Annotated in this window: 12 protein-coding genes; 8 read left to right on the top strand and 4 right to left on the bottom strand. The window is 63.0% G+C overall.

Features of this window, described 5'->3' with window-relative positions:
• The 8 genes from ACNHGR_RS21015 (at position 1) to ACNHGR_RS20980 (ending at position 9070) form a co-directional block, all read left to right on the top strand.
• Positions 1 to 2406, top strand: coding sequence for a 2-hydroxyacyl-CoA dehydratase (locus ACNHGR_RS21015; protein WP_475288706.1), 2406 nt, complete (start codon positions 1 to 3; stop codon positions 2404 to 2406).
• Positions 2403 to 3590: a CaiB/BaiF CoA transferase family protein gene (locus ACNHGR_RS21010; protein WP_475288705.1), complete on the top strand. Its 1188-nt coding sequence runs from the start codon at positions 2403 to 2405 to the stop codon at positions 3588 to 3590. The genes ACNHGR_RS21015 and ACNHGR_RS21010 overlap by 4 nt, the downstream gene beginning before the upstream one ends.
• Positions 3587 to 4771 carry a CaiB/BaiF CoA transferase family protein gene (locus tag ACNHGR_RS21005; protein WP_475288703.1) on the top strand — a complete coding sequence of 395 codons (1185 nt, stop codon included), beginning with the start codon at positions 3587 to 3589 and terminating at the stop codon, positions 4769 to 4771. Before ACNHGR_RS21010 ends, ACNHGR_RS21005 begins: the two co-directional genes overlap by 4 nt.
• The gene (locus tag ACNHGR_RS21000) at positions 4768 to 5877 is read left to right on the top strand and encodes a CapA family protein (protein ID WP_475288702.1); all 1110 of its coding nucleotides are present in this window, start codon (positions 4768 to 4770) and stop codon (positions 5875 to 5877) included. The genes ACNHGR_RS21005 and ACNHGR_RS21000 overlap by 4 nt, the downstream gene beginning before the upstream one ends.
• Before the next feature lie 84 nt (positions 5878 to 5961).
• Positions 5962 to 6336, top strand: a complete 375-nt coding sequence (locus ACNHGR_RS20995; RefSeq protein ID WP_475288701.1) for a DUF3667 domain-containing protein — start codon at positions 5962 to 5964, stop codon at positions 6334 to 6336.
• Positions 6294 to 6803: a hypothetical protein gene (locus ACNHGR_RS20990; RefSeq protein WP_475288699.1), complete on the top strand. Its 510-nt coding sequence runs from the start codon at positions 6294 to 6296 to the stop codon at positions 6801 to 6803. Before ACNHGR_RS20995 ends, ACNHGR_RS20990 begins: the two co-directional genes overlap by 43 nt.
• Positions 6804 to 6817: 14 nt before the next feature.
• Positions 6818 to 8281 (top strand): TPM domain-containing protein, encoded by a 1464-nt coding sequence (locus tag ACNHGR_RS20985; RefSeq protein WP_475288698.1) that lies wholly within the window; start codon positions 6818 to 6820, stop codon positions 8279 to 8281.
• 28 nt (positions 8282 to 8309) lie between these two features.
• Positions 8310 to 9070, top strand: a protein-coding gene (locus ACNHGR_RS20980; protein WP_475285579.1) for an IS5 family transposase whose coding sequence is annotated in 2 segments (ribosomal slippage) — positions 8310 to 8643 and positions 8643 to 9070 — 762 coding nt in all. Because the reading frame shifts where the segments join, the coding sequence is not laid out codon by codon here.
• Positions 9071 to 9597: 527 nt separating this feature from the next.
• Here the strand turns inward: ACNHGR_RS20980 and ACNHGR_RS20975 are convergent.
• The 4 genes from ACNHGR_RS20975 to ACNHGR_RS20960 form a co-directional block, all read right to left on the bottom strand.
• A complete protein-coding gene (locus ACNHGR_RS20975; protein WP_475288697.1) occupies positions 9598 to 11244 on the bottom strand; it encodes an alkaline phosphatase D family protein in 1647 nt (548 codons plus the stop codon).
• Between the two features lie 23 nt (positions 11245 to 11267).
• A complete protein-coding gene (locus ACNHGR_RS20970) occupies positions 11268 to 13556 on the bottom strand; it encodes a TonB-dependent receptor (RefSeq protein WP_475288695.1) in 2289 nt (762 codons plus the stop codon).
• 182 nt (positions 13557 to 13738) lie between these two features.
• On the bottom strand, positions 13739 to 13939 hold the full coding sequence (locus ACNHGR_RS20965) for a hypothetical protein (RefSeq protein WP_184274699.1): 201 nt from the start codon (positions 13937 to 13939) through the stop codon (positions 13739 to 13741).
• 99 nt (positions 13940 to 14038) lie between these two features.
• Positions 14039 to 17497, bottom strand: coding sequence for an acyl-[ACP]--phospholipid O-acyltransferase (locus tag ACNHGR_RS20960; protein WP_475288694.1), 3459 nt, complete (start codon positions 17495 to 17497; stop codon positions 14039 to 14041).
• Positions 17498 to 17524: the final 27 nt, after the last annotated feature.

Genomic DNA, 17524 nt, shown 5'->3' with positions numbered 1-17524 from the left:
ATGACCGCCGCGCGCGCTCTGGACATCGCCGCCACCGCCTATCGCGATCCGGCGGGCGTCACTGACCGCCTACGCAGCGAGGGCTATCGCGTCCTGCGCATCATCGGTAGCGACGCGCCCTTGCCGCTGCTCAGAGCCGCAGGCTTCGCTCCCGTACGGATGGCGCCTTTGCCCGGCCATCCGACCCCACGCGCCGATGCGCTGCTGGGACCATCGACCGGCCGTCGCCGCGCGCATCATCTGGTGGAGCAGTTGCTCGACCCGGCGATGACCGATCCCGTGCTGTTCACCCGCGCGGACGCGGAACAGGCGCAAATCTTCTCGGCTCTGCGCGAAAATGCGCGCCTCGGCGTGGCAGGGCCGCGCGTCGTCACCCTGCTCGACCTGCTGCATATCGATCGCCCGTCGAGCCGCGCCTATAATGGCCAGCGCCTCGCCCAATTGCGCGTCTGGCTGGCACAGGCCGGCGGTCGTGACTTCACCGATGCGGACCTTGGCATTGCCGCCGATGCAGCGGACGAAGTGCAGGCGCTGTTGCGGGCGGCCGATGCCCTGCGGTTCGGTCCGGCGCCTCGTCTATCCGGCACGGACATGCTCCACCTGATCGGATGCACCGCGATTTTGCCTCCTGGGGAAATGGTGCCGTTGCTCAATGCGCTGATCGAGGATGCCGCCTCACTCCCGATTCTGACCGGAACGCCTGTCGTCGTCGCCGGCAGCGCACAGGAAACCGACCTGCACGCCAACGCGATCGAGGCCGAAGGGCTACGTATCGTCGGCGAAAGCCACGAATGGGGCATGGTGCGGTTCGTACGCCCAACACCACGTAGCATCGCGAACTGGGCCGATCCGACGCTGGCAGTGCCCATAGCCCCTAGCAGCGCTGATTCTTCTGCCGACCTGACCGGCAAAGCCGCGCGTGACCGGGGTGCTACTGGCATCTTGCACCTGTCGATCGACATGGACGAAGCCGCCCCCTGGAACGCCGCCGCGCTCCATGGGCAACCGATCCCGGTACAGACGGTTCGATGCCCGCTCGATTCAGCCGGCACGCTGCGCCAGGCGTTACGGGGCGAACACACTGCCCGCTCCATCCGCACGCAAGCAGCCGCTCCGCAGCCCAGGACCCGCAGCCGCAAGCTTCTGACCGCTTCCACCTCCTCCGGCGACTATCAGCGCGACTGGTTCGCATCGGTGCGCGCGCAGGTCGCCGCCGGCGCGCCCTTTGCGATGGTCAATGCCAACGCGCCGCAGGAAATATTGCGCGCGCTCGATGTCCCCTTCGTCGTCAACCAATGGTGGGCCTCGATCGTCGCCGCCAAGCAGCAGAGCGCCCGCTATCGCGACCTGCTGAAGACGCGCCATTATCCCACCAATGTCGAAGCCTATAGTGCGCAAGGCCTGGCCGCCGCATTGGACGAAGATGGCGAGCAGGCCCCATGGGGCGGCCTTCCGCGCCCGAATTTCGTTCATGCGATCGCCTCCAGCGATGCAACGCCGGGCATCTTCGAGGCATGGGCGCTGGAAAGCGGCGCGACCCCCATGCTCTACGAACGCACGGTCGATCCCCGCTGGCAGATCGACACCGATTGGTGGGAGATCTTGCCTGATCGATGGGATGAGGTACTGGAACCGGAACGGCTCGACCTGCTCGTCGCCGAACTGCGCCAGGTCATTGCCACGATCGAGGTTAGGACCGGTCGTCGCTTCGACGAAGCCCGCTTCATCGAAGTCATGCACCTCGTCAACGAACAGGAAGAATATTATCGCAAGACCCGCGACCTGATCGCCCGGACCATCCCGGCGCCGATCGGCATCGTGGACAGCATGCCCGCCACCATGGTACCGCAATGGCATCGCGGCACTGTCTGGGGCCGGGACGCGGCCAAGGCTTTTTACGAAGAAGTGGCGGCGCGCGTTGCCCAAAATCAGGCCGCCGTGCCGAACGAACGGGTTCGCCTGATGTGGGTCGGGCGGGGCTTGTGGAGCAACACCGGTTTCTACCAGAAATGGGAGGAGAGCCATGGTGCGATCTTCGTCTGGTCTATGTATCTGGCGCTCGCGGCGGACGGCTATATCCGCAATTTCGATCGGGGACGTGATCCGCTGCGGGCACTGGCGGCCCGCTTCCTGACCATGGGCGATGAACTGCGCATGCCAAGCTGGGCAGCGCCCTGGCATGTGCATGAGGCGCAGACTCATGGCATCGACGGGGCAGTCGCGCTGACTGACGCGGACCCCTTCGTGCTTCGGGCACTGGTCGCGGCCGGCATCCCCGTGCTCGAACTGGGCGTTGACAATTACGCGCTGGACCGCGCCGACGCAGATGATCTGGAACGTCGGATCGCCGACTTTATCGCCGGCCCTTGCATGCAGATGGCAGCGCACCGGAAAACCCCGGCATGAGCGCGCTCAAGGGGTTGACCGTCCTCGATTTCTCCCGCTTCCTGCCAGGCGCCTATTTCGGCTGGCTAGCCGGCGACATGGGCGCCGACGTGATCCGCATCGAACATCCGCGCGAACTGGCCAAGGCCGCCACGATGTTCGGCGCAGACAGGGACGAGGATGCCGAAAGGCTGCGCCGGGCGCGCCCGACTTACACCCGCAATAAGCGCTCGCTGCTCCTCAACCCCGGCCATACCGATGCTGCGCCGGTCCTGCGCGCGCTGATCGAGCGGGCGGATATATTGGTTGAGGATTATCGCCCCGGCGTCATGGACGCGATGGGGCTTGGTTATGAAGCAGCAACTGCGATCAATCCGCGCCTTATTTACGCCTCCGTGTCCTTTGCCGGGCAAACCGGCCCGCTGGCCGGCCGCGCTGGCCATGATCCCGCCGCGCTGGCACTGGCGGGAGCGCTCTCGCGCCTCAACGGAACGGCGACCCCGTCCCTGCCAGGTGCGCAGGTCGCCGATGTCCTGGCTGGCGCCCATGCGACGATCGCTATTCTCATGGCGCTTCAGGCCCGCGCCGCCAGCGGAACAGGCCAGCATGTCGATGTCGCCATGACCGATGCCGCGATGCCATTGCTGATGGTCGAGCTTGGCCGGTCGGAACCGGACGCAATCGGCTGGCCCGATGGCTGTTGGCATCCAAAAGGGGGCGTCTGGCAATGCGCGGACGGACAATGGCTCTGCACCACGGATATGGAGCCGCGCTATTGGGCACGCTTCTGCGCTGCTGTCGGTCGGCCGCACTACGCCGTCCGGCAATTCGACACGGCATCGCACCCTGCCATACATGACGATCTGGTCGCCCTGTTCGCGACGCAGGATCGCGCCCATTGGCTCGCCCTGTTCGACGCCGCCGACACACAGGCGATGCCCGTGCTGACTGCCGCCCAAGCATTGCGCCATCCCCATGCACAAGCACGCGCCATGCATGTCACGCTGCCGGTCGGCGATAAAAACGTCGAGCAGATCGGGACGCCTTTCCACCTCTCCGCCAGCCCATCAGTCGATCATCGTCCCGCCCCCCTGCCCGGCGCGGACAATGAGGCCATCCTCGCCGAACTCGGTTTCGATGCAGCTACCATGGAATCTTTCGCCGCCGCCGGCCTCTTCTCCAGCGCGCAGGGCGCGGCCGCATGAACGCGCTGGACGGCATCAGGGTGGTGGACCTGACCCACGCCATTTCCGGCCCGACTTGCACCAATGCACTGATGCAGATGGGTGCGGATATCGTGAAGGTCGAGCCGCCACGGACGGGCGACGGCTTCCGCCACTATACCGAACATGCCGGCGAGCCGCTGATGAGCGTGCCCTTCGCCTCGATCAACGCCGGCAAGCGCTCGATCGCGCTCGACCTGAAGCAGGATGAAGCAAGGGCCGTGTTGTGGCAATTGATCGAGCAGGCCGACATATTGGTCGAAAATTATCGCCCCGGCGTGCTTGCAAGGCTGGGTTTCCCGGTCGACGCCCTGCATCATCGCAACCCGCGCCTCATCATCGTTTCGATCACCGGCTTCGGCCAGACCGGTCCGCTCTCTGATTGGGGCGCTTATGACCATATTGCGCAGGCCATGTCGGGCATCGCCATGCTGAACGCCGTCGATGGCGAACCGCGAAAGCTGGGCCTGCCTATCATCGACAGCTTCACCGGCTATGTCGCGGTGATCGGCGTGATGGCCGCACTGCGCCGTCGGAATGTAAGCGGGGTGGGCGAGCATGTCGATGTCGCCATGCTGGATGCAGCGCTGAAACTCGCCAACCAGACGGTCGCGATGCACAGCTACACCGGGCACACACCGGATGGTACAGGCAACAAGGGCTTCCGCTTGGTCGCCACGTCCGAATTCTACCCCACCGCTGACGGGTGGATCGCGCTCGGCGCCAATCACCAGACGCAGGTGGAAGCGCTGCTGCGCGTGCTGGGACAGGAGCATATGATTGCCGATCCGGCCTTTATCGACCATGCCGCCCGCGTGCTCCATTATGACTTCGTCAAGGCATGGCTGACCGATCAACTGGCCCAATGGCAGGCGGAAGAACTGGAAGCTCGGTTGACGCAGGCGCGCGTACCAGCAGCCATGATCCGCAACGTCGGTCAGATCGTGGCACACCCCCATCTCTCGCAGCGCGGATCGCTGGACGACGTCACGCTGCCCGGTCATGATCGGCCGTTGACGGTCATGGGCGCAGGCTTTTCGACCGATCCCGTCGCAATGCCAGTCGTGCCGACGCTCGGCGGCGATACCGACGCCATTCTCACCGAGCTCGGCCATGCCGGGGATCATATCACCACGTTGCGCGCGCAAGGAGCCGTGGCATGAGCCGCCCGATCGACATTCTTTTCCTGGGCGACATCATCCTCGACGTGCCCGAACCCGACCATTGGCTCTCCGGCATCGCCGACGTCACACGCGCTGCCGATCTTGCCATCGGCCATCTGGAAGTGCCGCACACGCTGCGCGGCGAAGAACTGGAGGGCGATGTCCCCGCCCCGGGTGCGGAGCCGGCGCATCTTGCCGCCATTGCCCACGCCAATATCATGATGCTGTCCATGGCCGGCAACCATATCGCCGATTGCGGCGCGATCGGTATTGCAGACACCAATGCGGAACTGGACCGCCTCGGCATCGCCCATAACGGCGCGGACGCGACACTCCCTCTCGCCCGACGGCCTGCCATCGTGATGCGGGAAGGCAAGCGTATCGCGCTGCTGAGCTATAATTGCGTCGGCCCGGAAATCAGTTGGGCAACGGCAGACCGTGCCGGCAGCGCCTATGTCAATATTCATGCCGGCGATGGCGGCCCCTGCCGTCCACAGGCCGAACTGATCGAGGTCGATCCCGCCTCCTTCGCTCAAATGCAGGCCGACATCGCCAGCGCGCGCGGGCAGGCCGACATCCTGATCGTCGCCCTGCACAAGGGGATCACCCATCGCCCGGCGGCATTGGCCCCCTATGAGCGCGCCCTGGCGCACGCGGCTGTCGACGCCGGTGCCGACATCGTCGTCGGCCACCACGCCCATATTGCGCGCGGCATCGAATTTCATCGCGACCGGCCCATCTTCCACGGCCTTGGCAATGGGTGCGTCGTCACCCATGCCCTGACCCCAGCCCAGGATCACCCGGCCCGCGCGGAATGGGCGGAGCGGCGGAAAAGAATGTTCGGTTTCGAACCCGATCCGGCCTATTCGCTCGCACCCTTCCATCCCGAAGCGGTCAACGGCCTGATCGGTCGCTGCCGTATCCATTACGACGGCCGGATGGAGACCGCTTTCCTGCCGGTCTGGTTCGAGCCGCCCGGGCGCCCCGTTGTCGCCGATGCGGATCGGCGGGCCGGGATCGCCGACTATATCGATCGGATCGGATCGGCCGCCGGCCTTGCTCCCCTCGATCGCACGACAGTGAATGGGTGGGAGGAACTGCGCTGATTGAACCGAAGCGCGGGTTGCAACCCGCGACCATCCTGCCGCGTTTCCCTCTGGCCCCACCGATGGGCGCGAAGAGGGGATGGGATGCAGCGCTTTCGCCACCATATCGCCAATGCCTTTCGGGTCGATCCGAACTCTACTGATCCAATGCCCGATATACCGGTCAGCGACGACTGGTTCCGCCAACCCATCTGCCGCAATTGTGGGGCCAACCTCTCCACCCCCTATTGCGGCCAATGCGGGGAGAAGGCAGCCCGGCGCTTCGTCTGGCGGGACATGCGCAATGAGGGCTGGGAACGGCTGCGCCTGTTCGAATTTCAGTCGGTGCGGACATTGTGGCACTTGCTCCGGGCGCCGGGCACCGTGGCCCGAACCTATGTCCTGGGCCGCCGCGCCGCCCATATGCATCCGCTCAAATGCTGGTGGCGCTGGTCGCCTTGCTGGCGCTGCTGCTCGTAACCAACCAATATTTCGGTCATTATGCGCAAGACACACGGGATGTGGTGGTAGATCGCATGGCCCAGAGGGTCATGGCCTACGCCAATTGGAGCTTCTCGCTCGGCATCTTTGCCATCTTCGTCGGTGCCTGGACCGTCTTTCGCAAGCGGATGGGCTATAACGTGATCGAACTGACCATTCTTTCCATCTACTGTCAAGCGATCATGCTGGCACTGATCATGATTAACCTGATGCCGACGTTGATTTGGCGAAGTCCGGGTTTCATCCTGTGGCACAAGATGGCATCGCAATATTATGTTCCCGCCGTCAAATTTCTGATCGTCGGCATCGCCTATCGCCAGTTCTTCTTGCTGGATTTGAAATCGGACTGGCTGAAACTCCTTTCGGCCTGTCTTATTTTCGCCGGCGTGAATTGGCTGCTGCTCAGACTATATGCGTTCATGATCCTCTTGCTGGTAAGCCGCTGAACAGGAGGGGTCTGATGCGCCAACGGGTTCTGGTTTCGACCGCGATGATCGGCGTCCTGATGCTGGTCGGATGCGACAAGGACGCGGCGACCCGCGATGCGATTTCCGGCACCAGCAAAGTCGAAGCCATCGCTTCCACCCTGCAAGCTTGTTCCTATGATGGTAAATCGATCAAGGCGGATGCCTCTGCGCTCAATGGCACCGCACCCGACGATTGCGCCAGCGCCGTTACCCGGATCATGAGCTATACGGGCCTGCCCGCCAATTTCGTTGTCGTGTCCGGCCCCGTTCCCAATGCGGCCGCCGTCATCCTGCTGGACAACCAGCGCGTCCCGCGCCGTGTGATCGCCTTCAATCCGCAATTCATCAAGGCGGCGCAGGCGCAGGTCGGCGGCAACATGTGGGGCCCGATCAGCATCATGGCGCATGAGATTGCGCATCATCTGTCGGGCCATACGATCGTACCGGGCGGCAGTCGCCCGGAGATCGAACTGGAGGCCGACAAATTCAGCGGCTATGTCCTGCAGAATATGGGCGCGCCCCTCGCCGCCGCACAGCAGATGATCATGGCAGTCGGCACCAGCCATGGCACACTGACCCATCCGGCGAAGAGCGCGCGCGCCGAAGCGATCAGGCAAGGCTGGGTTCAGGCCTGCCATCAGGCAAACGGTGCGGCTTGCGATAGCGGCACGGCTGCTTCGTCGGCAGCGCCTGATGCTCTGCCAGCGGCGGACAAGCCTCCTTCCGTCGCCAATAGCTCCGCGCCCAGCCGAGCGTTGCCGGACCCCGGCTCCATCCCGTTCAAATATGGCCGCTTCATTGTCGACGAAACCGGGCGTCTCGATCCGGCCCGGGTCAGGACGATGGAACAGCGGCTATACGGGCTGGCAAAGGATGTCGGCGTGGAAATCAGCTTTCTGGTGGTGAACGACCTGCATGGCATGAGCGCCGAGGATTATGCCTGGGCCATGATGCGCCAGTTGCGCATAGGCAAGCTGGACGTCGGCAACGGCGCAGTCGTCGTCGTCGCACCCCGACAAAGGCAGGCAGCGGTCGCCTTTGGTCCCGGCCTCGCCAAGGAAGCGGAATTTTCCGATCCCAAAGCGCAATTGCTGCAATGGATCGACACGGCATGGCCCAATTGCGAGGATGCCGATGGCTGTGCCGGCTGGACCGACACGCTATTCGCCCCGTTCAACGGCACCTTATTCTGGGCAGAGCACAATATATGGACGATCCGATATCAGACATTGAGCGATCTGCTCGCCCATTATAAGCAGGTGAATGATGAGCGGCTGCGGACAAAGCGCGCCTTCAACCCGGAGACGGATCAGCCTAATGGCAATCTGGTCCGCATCACGGGCCGTATCACAAGCCTGAAGGCCCCCACCGGCATAGGACAGGCGAATGAACGGCTATTGGGCGGGAAGCTAGGCTCAGGACCTATTAAATTGCTTGCGATGATGAGGATCGGTTGATTCAATGGCGTGGCGAGGAGGCGCTGCCATGAGTGATCTGATCTGGTTGTCGGAGGCGCAGATGCGCCGGATCGAGCCGTATTTCCCACTGTCGCACGGCGTGCCACGGGTGGATGATCGTCGGATCATCAGCGGCATCATCTTCGTCATCAGGAACGGCTTGCGATGGCGCGATGCGCCCGCCGATTATGGTCCGCCGAAGACGATCTATAATCGCTTCATCCGGTGGAGCCGGCTCGGGGTGTTCAACAAGATCTTCTCCGCCCTTTCCGCGCAAGGCGGCAAGCCCGACCAGTTGATGATCGATGCGACCCACCTGAAGGCGCACCGGACAGCGGCCAGCCTGCTTAAAAAGGGGCTGTTCCCAGACGTATCGGACGCACCAAAGGCGGCCTGAACTCGAAGCTCCATGCCGTATGCGACGACAAGGGCAGACCGCTGGTCATGCTGCTGAGCGAGGGCCAGATGAGCGACTACAAGGGAGCAGCCCTGATGCTCGACGCTTTGCCCCGCGCCAAAGTCCTGCTCGGCGATCGAGGTTATGACGCCGACTGGTTCCGCAACGCGCTCGCCGAACGCAACATCGCGGCCTGCATCCCGTCAAAGAGGAACCGGAAGATCCCGATCCCGCACAATGCCATGCTCTATCGCCAGCGCCACAAGATCGAAAATATGTTCGGCAGGCTCAAAGACTGGCGGCGCATCCATACCCGCTACGATCGATGCGCTCACACATTCATGTCCGCCATCTGTATCGCTGCAACCGTCATCTTCTGGATCAATCAATGAGTCCTGATCTTAGGCTATACCGCTGCCAGCATGACCACCGACGATGGCCATGAGGTCATATTATACGTGTCTCCGCGTCTGGCGCCCTTGATGCCGTCTGGCGCGATCAAGCCCGACCCGAAATATACGATGGTCGGACGACTTCAGAGTACAGGGGACAAGGCAAGCGGACAGGCGTCATCCCTGTGGCTGTTCAGCTATGATCCGGTTTAGGGCAGCCTGGGCAAGTTCGCGAATATCGCGCTGCGTTGTAATCCTTGTGAGAGAGCGCGTTTGTCTGTCCTACAGGGGCAATATCTACTATCCTGCGATGGCTCTTTGGATTGTCGAGAAGAAATGCTTCAAACAGATCTGCACAGACACCGCAAAAGTGGCATAAGGTGACAATTCCGCGCGCATTTTGCGCTACTTTTGCCACTTTATCGCCCGCGCGATTGCGATTTGCCTGAGCCTGTCGGGCTGATCCGCAATCGTTGATACCGTCGCCGGGACGACCGGGATCAACGATTGCAAAATGATGTTGTGGTTCAGCTATCCCGCAACAGCTTCGCGCCGCGCTGCACCGTCATGCGATGGGTGCTCGCCAATTTGGTGGTGCGGGTGCGGATATCCTGCATGAAGTGCCAGGAGCCCGCGACCTGCTGCGGCGTCACCTCCAGCGAGACATAGCCGCGCTGACTGGCATCGCAAAAGGCCATGTCGGGATTGACTGTGCGCAGGGCGCGCGCGATGTCGGCCGGCGGCACGCCCTTGGCATAGGTTTCGAAGCCCGGCGAGGTGACGCTGTGGCCGGCAAATTCCACGCCGACCCGCTCCTTGCCGCCGCCCTGCCCCGGTCCGCGTTCGCCCAGATTATAGCCCCAGGCATTATGGCTGTCGCCCGACAGGACGACGAGGTCCGCGTCGGCCGCCAACGCAGCATCATAAAGGCGGTTGCGCGCGGCCGGATAGCCGTCCCAGCTGTCCATATTATAGGGCAGGCCGGCCTGCGACGCTGCGACCGCACCGGCCAGAGTCTTGCGGACGATCTCCGGAGAGTTGGACGGCACCCAATCGGCGGCATTGGTCGGAAAGCGGCCATAGCCCATGATGACCTGCTGTGCGAGTATCTGCCAGGCGGTGCCGGCCTTCTTCGACGAAGCGAAACCATCATAGAGCCATTTTTCCTGCTCCGCGCCCATCAGGGTACGGTCCTGCGCGCTCCAGGCGCCATCGCGGAACTCGGCCAGCGCCTTGGCCAGGTCGCCGCGACCCGCGACCGCTTCACCAACGCTCAACTGCTTGTTGCGCGCCGTGATACGGGTTTCGGGGCGGAAGATGGTCGCCAGCGTACCGATCTGGAAACTGTCATAGTTGGCTTCGGAAACCGGCATCCATTCGCGATAGACTTTTTCTGCCACCGCCTTGCGCGCCGACCATGCCCCTTCCTTGTCGGGCTGATGATTTTCCGCGCCATCCTTATAGGCGTCATTGGCCAGTTCATGATCGTCCCACTGCGCGATCATCGGGAAGGCGGCATGCAGTGCCTGCAGATCGGGATCGAGCCGGTAGGAAGCGTAGCGCAGGCGATAGTCGGCCAGCGTCACCATTTCACTGGCCGGTTCGATGATGCGGCCGGGGACCGTTTCCTCAACGCTCGGATAATGGCCGCGATCATATTCGTAGAGGTAGTCGCCGCAATGGATGACCAGGTCGATATCGTCGCGCGCGGCGGCATGGCCATAGGCGTTGAAGAAGCCGAAGGGCATGTTGGAGCAGGAGAAGAGACCGATGCCGAAGCGCGACACGTCACCCTGCGGCAGAGTACGAGTGCGGCCAAGGCGACTGATCCGGCCATCGGGTGCGATGAAACGGTAGAAATACCATGCGTCGGGCTGGAGGCCGGTCACGGTGATCTTGGCGGTGTGGTCGGCATCGGCGCGGGCGCTTACTTCGCCGCCCGATACGACCTTGGTAAAGGCCGCATCAGTCGCAACTTCGGCGCGCAACTTGCTGTCGCCCGCCCCGACATAGCGGGTCCACAGCAGCACGGATGTCGCGCCCGGCTCGCCGCTGGCGACCCCGTGGGTGAAACCACGGCCCGACAGGATGGCGGCAGCCCCCGGGATGGACAGGGCGCCCAGGCCCAGCATGCTGGCCTTGATGAGCAGGCGGCGGTCGATGGTGAAGCGCATGACTTTCTCCTTCCTTGTCCGAATTAGAAACGGCCGGTCAGTTGCACGCCATAGAAGCGCGGTTCTGCCGGGATGTAGGTGGGGATGCCAAAGGCCCCGCCGGTATTGCCCGCGTCGAGCAGATAATTCTTGTTCGTCGCATTGCGCATGAAGCCGGAGATTTCATAACGGCCTTCGGCAAAGCTGACGCCTGCGCGCAGGTTGACCAACGTCACGCCATCCTGGCTGATTGCTTCAGTGTTGGGCACTTCGAAATAGATCTTGCTGCGATAGGTCAGGCTGGGCGTGGCGAAGAAGCGCATTCCGTTGCCCATCGGCGCGTCGATGGTGAAGCCGGCTGCTGCCTGGAATTTGGGCTGGAGGCGGAACTGGTCGCCGGCGAAGCGGCCATTGGCTTCCTTGTCGTCGATGCCGCCGTCAATGTAACCACCATTGGCGAAGATGTTGAGCCAACTGGTCGGCTGGATCGCCACTTCCGCCTCGACACCCAGATTGCTGGCGGTGCCGGCGCTCATCGTGCGGGCGACGCCGTCGCTGCCGACGACGCTGACCTGGAAATTATCATATGTCTGGTAATAGACGCCCAGCGATCCGGAGAAGATACCGCTATTGCCCTTCAGGCCGACTTCATAGTTCCAGACATTTTCCTCCGCGATCTGGTTGATCCGGGCAACGCCACCAGCGGCGGCATCCAGATTGACGGTCGGCGAGCGGCGCCCCTTCGACACGGTGGCGAAGCCGTTCAACTGCGGCGAGAATCGGTAGAGAATGTTGAAGCGCGGCAGGAAGGCGGCGAAGCTGCCCTGGGTCCGCAGCACCTGACCATTGGTATTGACCTGACCGGGGATCAGCGGCGCACCGCTCAGTACGGAATTGGGCACGGTGGTGACATAGCCCGAACGACGCTTTTCGATAAGAGCGCGGATGCCGGCGGTCAGTTCCAGCGACGGGCTGGCAAGCCAGGTGCCGTCGGCGAACATCGAATAGCTGTCATTCTTGCCCTGATTTTCATAGACCGAACTGTAGGGAATGACCGTGGCGGCGCCGTTGGTGAGAATTGCGGTAGCGTCCGACGCGGTGACGGTGCCGTCCGCCGCAATACAGCCAAGGCCGGGGATCAGGCCGGTGGCGCACTGGATATAGGTGCCTTCCTCGGTCGAGAATGGCACGCGCTGATGGTTCTTCTCGCGGAAGGCGTTCCAGCCGAACGACCCGCGGAAATGATCGCCAGCGTAGGAGAAGCGGGTTTCATGGCTGGCCTGCCATCCCTTCGCTTCCTCTGCAAACTCCAGATACCAGGCAGCAGAACCATCCGCGTCGAACACTTCATTGCTGTCGAACTTGCGATAGCCATTGACCATCGTCAGCGTCCAGTCGTCGGCAATGTCCCAGCTAAAGGTCAGGTTGGCGTCATAGACGTCGCGATGCAGGCCCAGTTTCGAGGCGCCCAATACAGAGGATGAGAGCGGCGAGCCACTGAGGTTGGCCGAACCGAAGGGATTGCCTGGCCCTTCGGAAGTCGGCAGCGCGAGGGAGACGAAGGGCGTGCCCGAGTTGCGCTGACGGTCGTAGGTTAGGATCAGGTCGGCGGTGAAGCTTTCGGTCGGCTTCAGACGCAGCGATCCGCGCGCACCCAACTGGTCGCGGGCATAGAGATCATCCTGCGTCGCGGACAGATTCTTCACATAGCCGTCGCGCTTCTTCCAGGCGAAGGCGATACGGCCGGCAACCTTGTCCGATCCGCCATTGACGAAGCCGCTGAGCAGCTTGGAGTCATAATTGCCGTAACCGGCATTCAGTTCGGCGGAAAAGCCGGGCTTGGGCCGAGCGGAGATCATGCTGATGGCGCCGACCGCCGAAGCGGTACCGAACAACGTCGCCTGCGGCCCCTTGATCACCTCGATCCGCTCCATGTCGTAGATATCCTGATAGGAGCCTCGCGAACGGGAAATATCGACGCCGTTATAGTAGAGGGTGACGCGCGGCGCCTGCTGGGCCGATCCGCTGTCCGATGTGATGCCGCGAATGACGATGCCGGGATTGTTGGCGCTCTGTTCCTGGATGTTGAGGCCGGGGATATAGTTGGACAGTTCGTCCAGGTCGGACACGCCGATTTCCTCCATCCGCTTGCCACTGACGGCGGAGATGGTGATCGGCACGTCCATCGCGCGCTGCTCGATCTTCTGGGCCGTGACGATGATCTGTTCGCCGGCACCAGCGGTGTCGCCTTCGGGCGCTGCGGTCTGCGCGATGGCGGGAACGGCGGCGCTGCTGGCGAGCAGCATCGATAGGACTTGGAAACGGCGTGTCATGGTGCGAACCCCCGATTGGACTGGATGGGGACGCCGCTGCCCAACAGATGTGACCTGCTGGAGGCTAATGGATGACAGGTCGATGAAAATTCAAATATTTCAATGTTATGGAATCAATTCCCGATCGCTTACCGGCTGAGTTCCTGCAAGCGATCGGGTGTTGAAACCAGAAATCCGTAACGTCAGCCCTTGGGTGTCACCCACACTTCGACTGGCGCCACGAACTTGCCTGGCGCCGGCTTGCCCACATGTACGCGGTCGGCGGTGACCCGTTCGCCATTTTCCAGATGAAAAGTCACCCAGGGTTTAGGCATGCGGCCAAACGTCATCTTCTGAATAGGCTGGCCCGTGGCGGAGTTCATGATGGTAGCTATGATGCTCATGGGCTGGGCCGGTAGCGTCAGTCATGCAGGATCGTCCATCGCCCATGCGAGTTTTCCACAGATTTCGTCAGTTGCGGACCGGCAGCGCCACCTGATCCGTCACGTCGTCGCCAAATTCCCCATCGCGACATAGTCGAGCTTGCCCGTGCCCAGCACCGGCAGTGCGTCCAGTTCGCGAATGTCGCGCGGGATGGCGAGTTCGGTCACGCCGTTGGCGCGGCCCCAGGCCTGAAGGTCGCCCGCCTTCGCCCCCTTGCGCGTGGTGAACAGCACCAGTTGCTCGCCCTTGCGCGGGTCGGGTCGGGTGACGACGGCATGATCCGCATCAGGCCAGAGTGCGGCGGCATAGCCCTCCACCGCAGGCAGCGACACCATCTCGCCGCCGATCTTGGCGAAGCGCTTGGCCCGGCCGCGAATCGTGACGAAGCCTTCGGCGTCGACGGTGACAATGTCACCGCTGTCGTGCCAGCCCTGCTCCGGCGGTTGCAGCACGCCGGGTGCATCCGCCTTCATATAGCCGGCCATGATGTTGGGGCCACGGATCGACAGGCGGCCACCCTCGGCAATGCCGGGTACATCGTCCAGCTTCGCCTCGATCCCCGGCAGCAGACGGCCAACGGTACCGGCGCGGAAATGCATCGGCGTGTTGACCGCGATGACCGGCCCGGCTTCGGTCGCGCCGTAGCCCTCCAGGATGCGCAGGCCGAACTTGTCGGCATAGGCTTTGCGCGTTTCGTCGCGCACCCGCTCCGCTCCCGCGAAGATGTAGCGCAGCGAATAGAAGTCGTAAGTGTGCGCCATGCGGGCATAGCCCGACAGGAAGGTGTCGGTGCCGAACAGGATAGTCGCATTGCTGTCATAGGCGAGCGCCGGGACGATCCGGTAATGCAGCGGACTGGGATAGAGCAGCGTCTTCACGCCATGCAGGATCGGCAGCAGCGTGCCGCCGGTCAGGCCGAAGCTGTGGAACACCGGCAGGGCATTGAGCACGACGTCCGAACTGTTGAAATCGATCCGCGCAGCAAGCTGGCGGCAGTTGGAAAGCAGGTTGCGGTGGGTCAGCACCACGCCCTTGGGCAAGCCTTCCGATCCGCTGGTGAAGAGGATGACGGCGGGCGCGTCAGGGCTGATGCGCAGGCGGCGATGGCTGCGGCCGGCCACGCGGCTGGCGATCAGCGCGCGCAGCTTTGCGCCGGTGCCTATGGAAGCGCCGATATCCTCTAGCCAGAGGATCGTAAGCCCTTCGGCCTGGAGCGCGGCGACGATCTCACCCAACTTCGCCTGATCGACGAAAGCGCGAGCGGTGACGATGGTGCGGATCTGCGCAGCGGTGCAGGCCGCCTTCAAATTGGTGAGGCCCGCTGTGTAGTTGAGCATCGCCGGCACCCGGCCATGCGCCTGGAGCGCGAAGAAGGTCGCGACCACAGCCGACACATTGGGCAGCAGCACTCCGACCGCCTCGCCCGGCCGGCTCACCGCCGCAAAGGGACGGCCGAGCGCCAGGCTACCGGTGACCAGCCGGTTGTAACTCATTGGTTCGCGCTTTACATCCTCTACGATGGCCGCCTTGCCGCCGTTGATATGACGCGCCTCCAGTAGCGCAGCAAACAACGTTTCATCACTGTTCGACGTTGCGAAGATCATTTCGCTCATTTCGTCATAGAGGCGGCGACCGGCGATGGCGCGGCGCGCGCGGGCGGTCATCTCGCCCTCTATGGTGAAACGGCGCGGCCGCAGCACGGTCAGCCTGATCTTGGGGAAGCTGCGCAGCCGCACCTTGCCGCGCAGGCGGGAGAAAGGCGTATATTGCGCACCGTCGATGCGGACGGGGATGATCGGCGCATCGGCCTTGTCGGCGACCATGCCGGGGCCGTCAAAGATCTTCATCAGCGCGCCGGTGACGGTGATACGGCCTTCGGGGAAGATGACCAGGGTTCGTCCTTCGCGCACCGCCTTCACCATCGCCTTGGCGGCCATGGGATTGGTCGGGTCGACCGGGAAGGCATCGAACAGCGGGAGGAAGGGCTTCACCCACCAGGCTTTGGCAATGTGCGTGTTAACCGCGAAGGTCGGCTTGCCGGGCAGGAAGGCGGCGAGCAGCAGCCCGTCGAGGAAGGACACATGATTGACCACGACCACGGCGGGCGTACCGACGCGGGGCATATTCTCTTCACCTGACAGATCAATCCTGTAGAGCAGGCGCAACGTGCCGCGCACGATCGCCTTGATGACGGTTTCGGGCAGTAGCCAGCAGGAAATGAGCGCAATCGTCAGCGTGGCAAAGCCCATCGCGCCGATCACCCCGGGGACACTTTCGCCACGGGCCAGCATCAGCGTGACGACCAGCGCAACCGCAACGCTGACGGCGGCGTTGAGAATATTGTTCGCTGCGATGGTACGCGATCGCTCCTCGCGCGGGGCATGGGTCTGAAGGATGGCATAGAGCGGCACGATGAACATGCCGCCGGCAAAGGCGATACCCGACAGGTCAATGAGGATGCGCCAGCTACCCGCCGTTTCAACGAAGGCGGCAATGCCGGCATCGCGCGTCACCGGCACATAGGCGCTGGTGGCGAGCCAGAGGTCGATCATGAAGCCCGCCAGCGCCAAAGCCGAAATCGGCACGAAGCGGGCGGAGACTTCACCCGCAAGCAGCCGATTGACGAGCAGTGACCCCAGCGCGACACTGATCGAGAAGACCAGCAGGAAGAGTTGTGCGACATCCTGACTGGCTTGCAGTACGCCGCTGACCAGCGTGGCGAACTGGGACAGAAGCACCGCGCCCACCGCGAAGAACCAGCTGATCCCCAGAATGGAGAGCCATACGCCACGGCCATGTCGCGCCGCCTTCAATATCTGCCATGTGCTGCGAAACACGTTGGCATCGATCCGCAGACCCGGCGTGATTGGCGGGGCAGGCGGTACGGCCAGACTGACGATGAAGCCCAGCAATGCGACAGCGACGGCGGCCAGCCCCGCTATCCATGCCGGCAAAGTGCCCGCAGCACTCGTACCAACGATATCGGCCAGCCAGAGCGGCACCCTGGCGCCCGTCAGCGTTCCGCCAAGCAACTGGCCACCCAGGATGGCGAGAAAGGTGCCCGCCTCCACCAGTCCGGTGCCGCCCATCAATTCCTGCGGGTGGAGATGTTGCGGCAAGATAGAGAATTTGACCGGCCCGAAGATGGTCGAATGCAGCCCCATGAAGAAGAGGCAGGCGAGCAACAGCGGTACCGACTCCAGCCAGAAGCCGAGTAGCGCGATTGTCATGATGACGATTTCGGCCGCCTTCACCGCACGCACCAGCTTCGCCTTGTCCCAGGCGTCGGCGATCTGCCCCGCCAGCGCGGAAAAGAGGAAATAAGGCAGGATGAACAGGCCGGTCGCGATCGTCGCCAGCAAACCCGCCTTGTCCGGCTCGGCGCGGAACAAGACGAAATTGGCGAGGAACAACAGCGCGAATTTCAGGAGGTTGTCGTTGAACGCCCCCAAGAATTGGACGACGAATAACGGCGCAAAACGTCGTTTCCCCAGCAGCGACAGATCCGGTGCAGACATAAACAATACCCCTGATGGAGTGCCTGT

Source organism: Sphingobium sp. RS1 (genome assembly GCF_056156825.1).
The sequence above is the reverse complement of the archived record's forward strand: the minus strand, read 5'-3'. Positions and strand labels throughout refer to the sequence as shown.

Coding starts and splice junctions, on each gene's coding strand:
- ACNHGR_RS21015 (WP_475288706.1), top strand. CDS start 1: ATGACCGCCGCGCGCGCTCTGGACATCGCCGCCACCGCCTATCGCGAT.
- ACNHGR_RS21010 (WP_475288705.1), top strand. CDS start 2,403: ATGAGCGCGCTCAAGGGGTTGACCGTCCTCGATTTCTCCCGCTTCCTG.
- ACNHGR_RS21005 (WP_475288703.1), top strand. CDS start 3,587: ATGAACGCGCTGGACGGCATCAGGGTGGTGGACCTGACCCACGCCATT.
- ACNHGR_RS21000 (WP_475288702.1), top strand. CDS start 4,768: ATGAGCCGCCCGATCGACATTCTTTTCCTGGGCGACATCATCCTCGAC.
- ACNHGR_RS20995 (WP_475288701.1), top strand. CDS start 5,962: ATGCAGCGCTTTCGCCACCATATCGCCAATGCCTTTCGGGTCGATCCG.
- ACNHGR_RS20990 (WP_475288699.1), top strand. CDS start 6,294: ATGCTGGTGGCGCTGGTCGCCTTGCTGGCGCTGCTGCTCGTAACCAAC.
- ACNHGR_RS20985 (WP_475288698.1), top strand. CDS start 6,818: ATGCGCCAACGGGTTCTGGTTTCGACCGCGATGATCGGCGTCCTGATG.
- ACNHGR_RS20975 (WP_475288697.1), bottom strand. CDS start 11,244: ATGCGCTTCACCATCGACCGCCGCCTGCTCATCAAGGCCAGCATGCTG.
- ACNHGR_RS20970 (WP_475288695.1), bottom strand. CDS start 13,556: ATGACACGCCGTTTCCAAGTCCTATCGATGCTGCTCGCCAGCAGCGCC.
- ACNHGR_RS20965 (WP_184274699.1), bottom strand. CDS start 13,939: ATGAGCATCATAGCTACCATCATGAACTCCGCCACGGGCCAGCCTATT.
- ACNHGR_RS20960 (WP_475288694.1), bottom strand. CDS start 17,497: ATGTCTGCACCGGATCTGTCGCTGCTGGGGAAACGACGTTTTGCGCCG.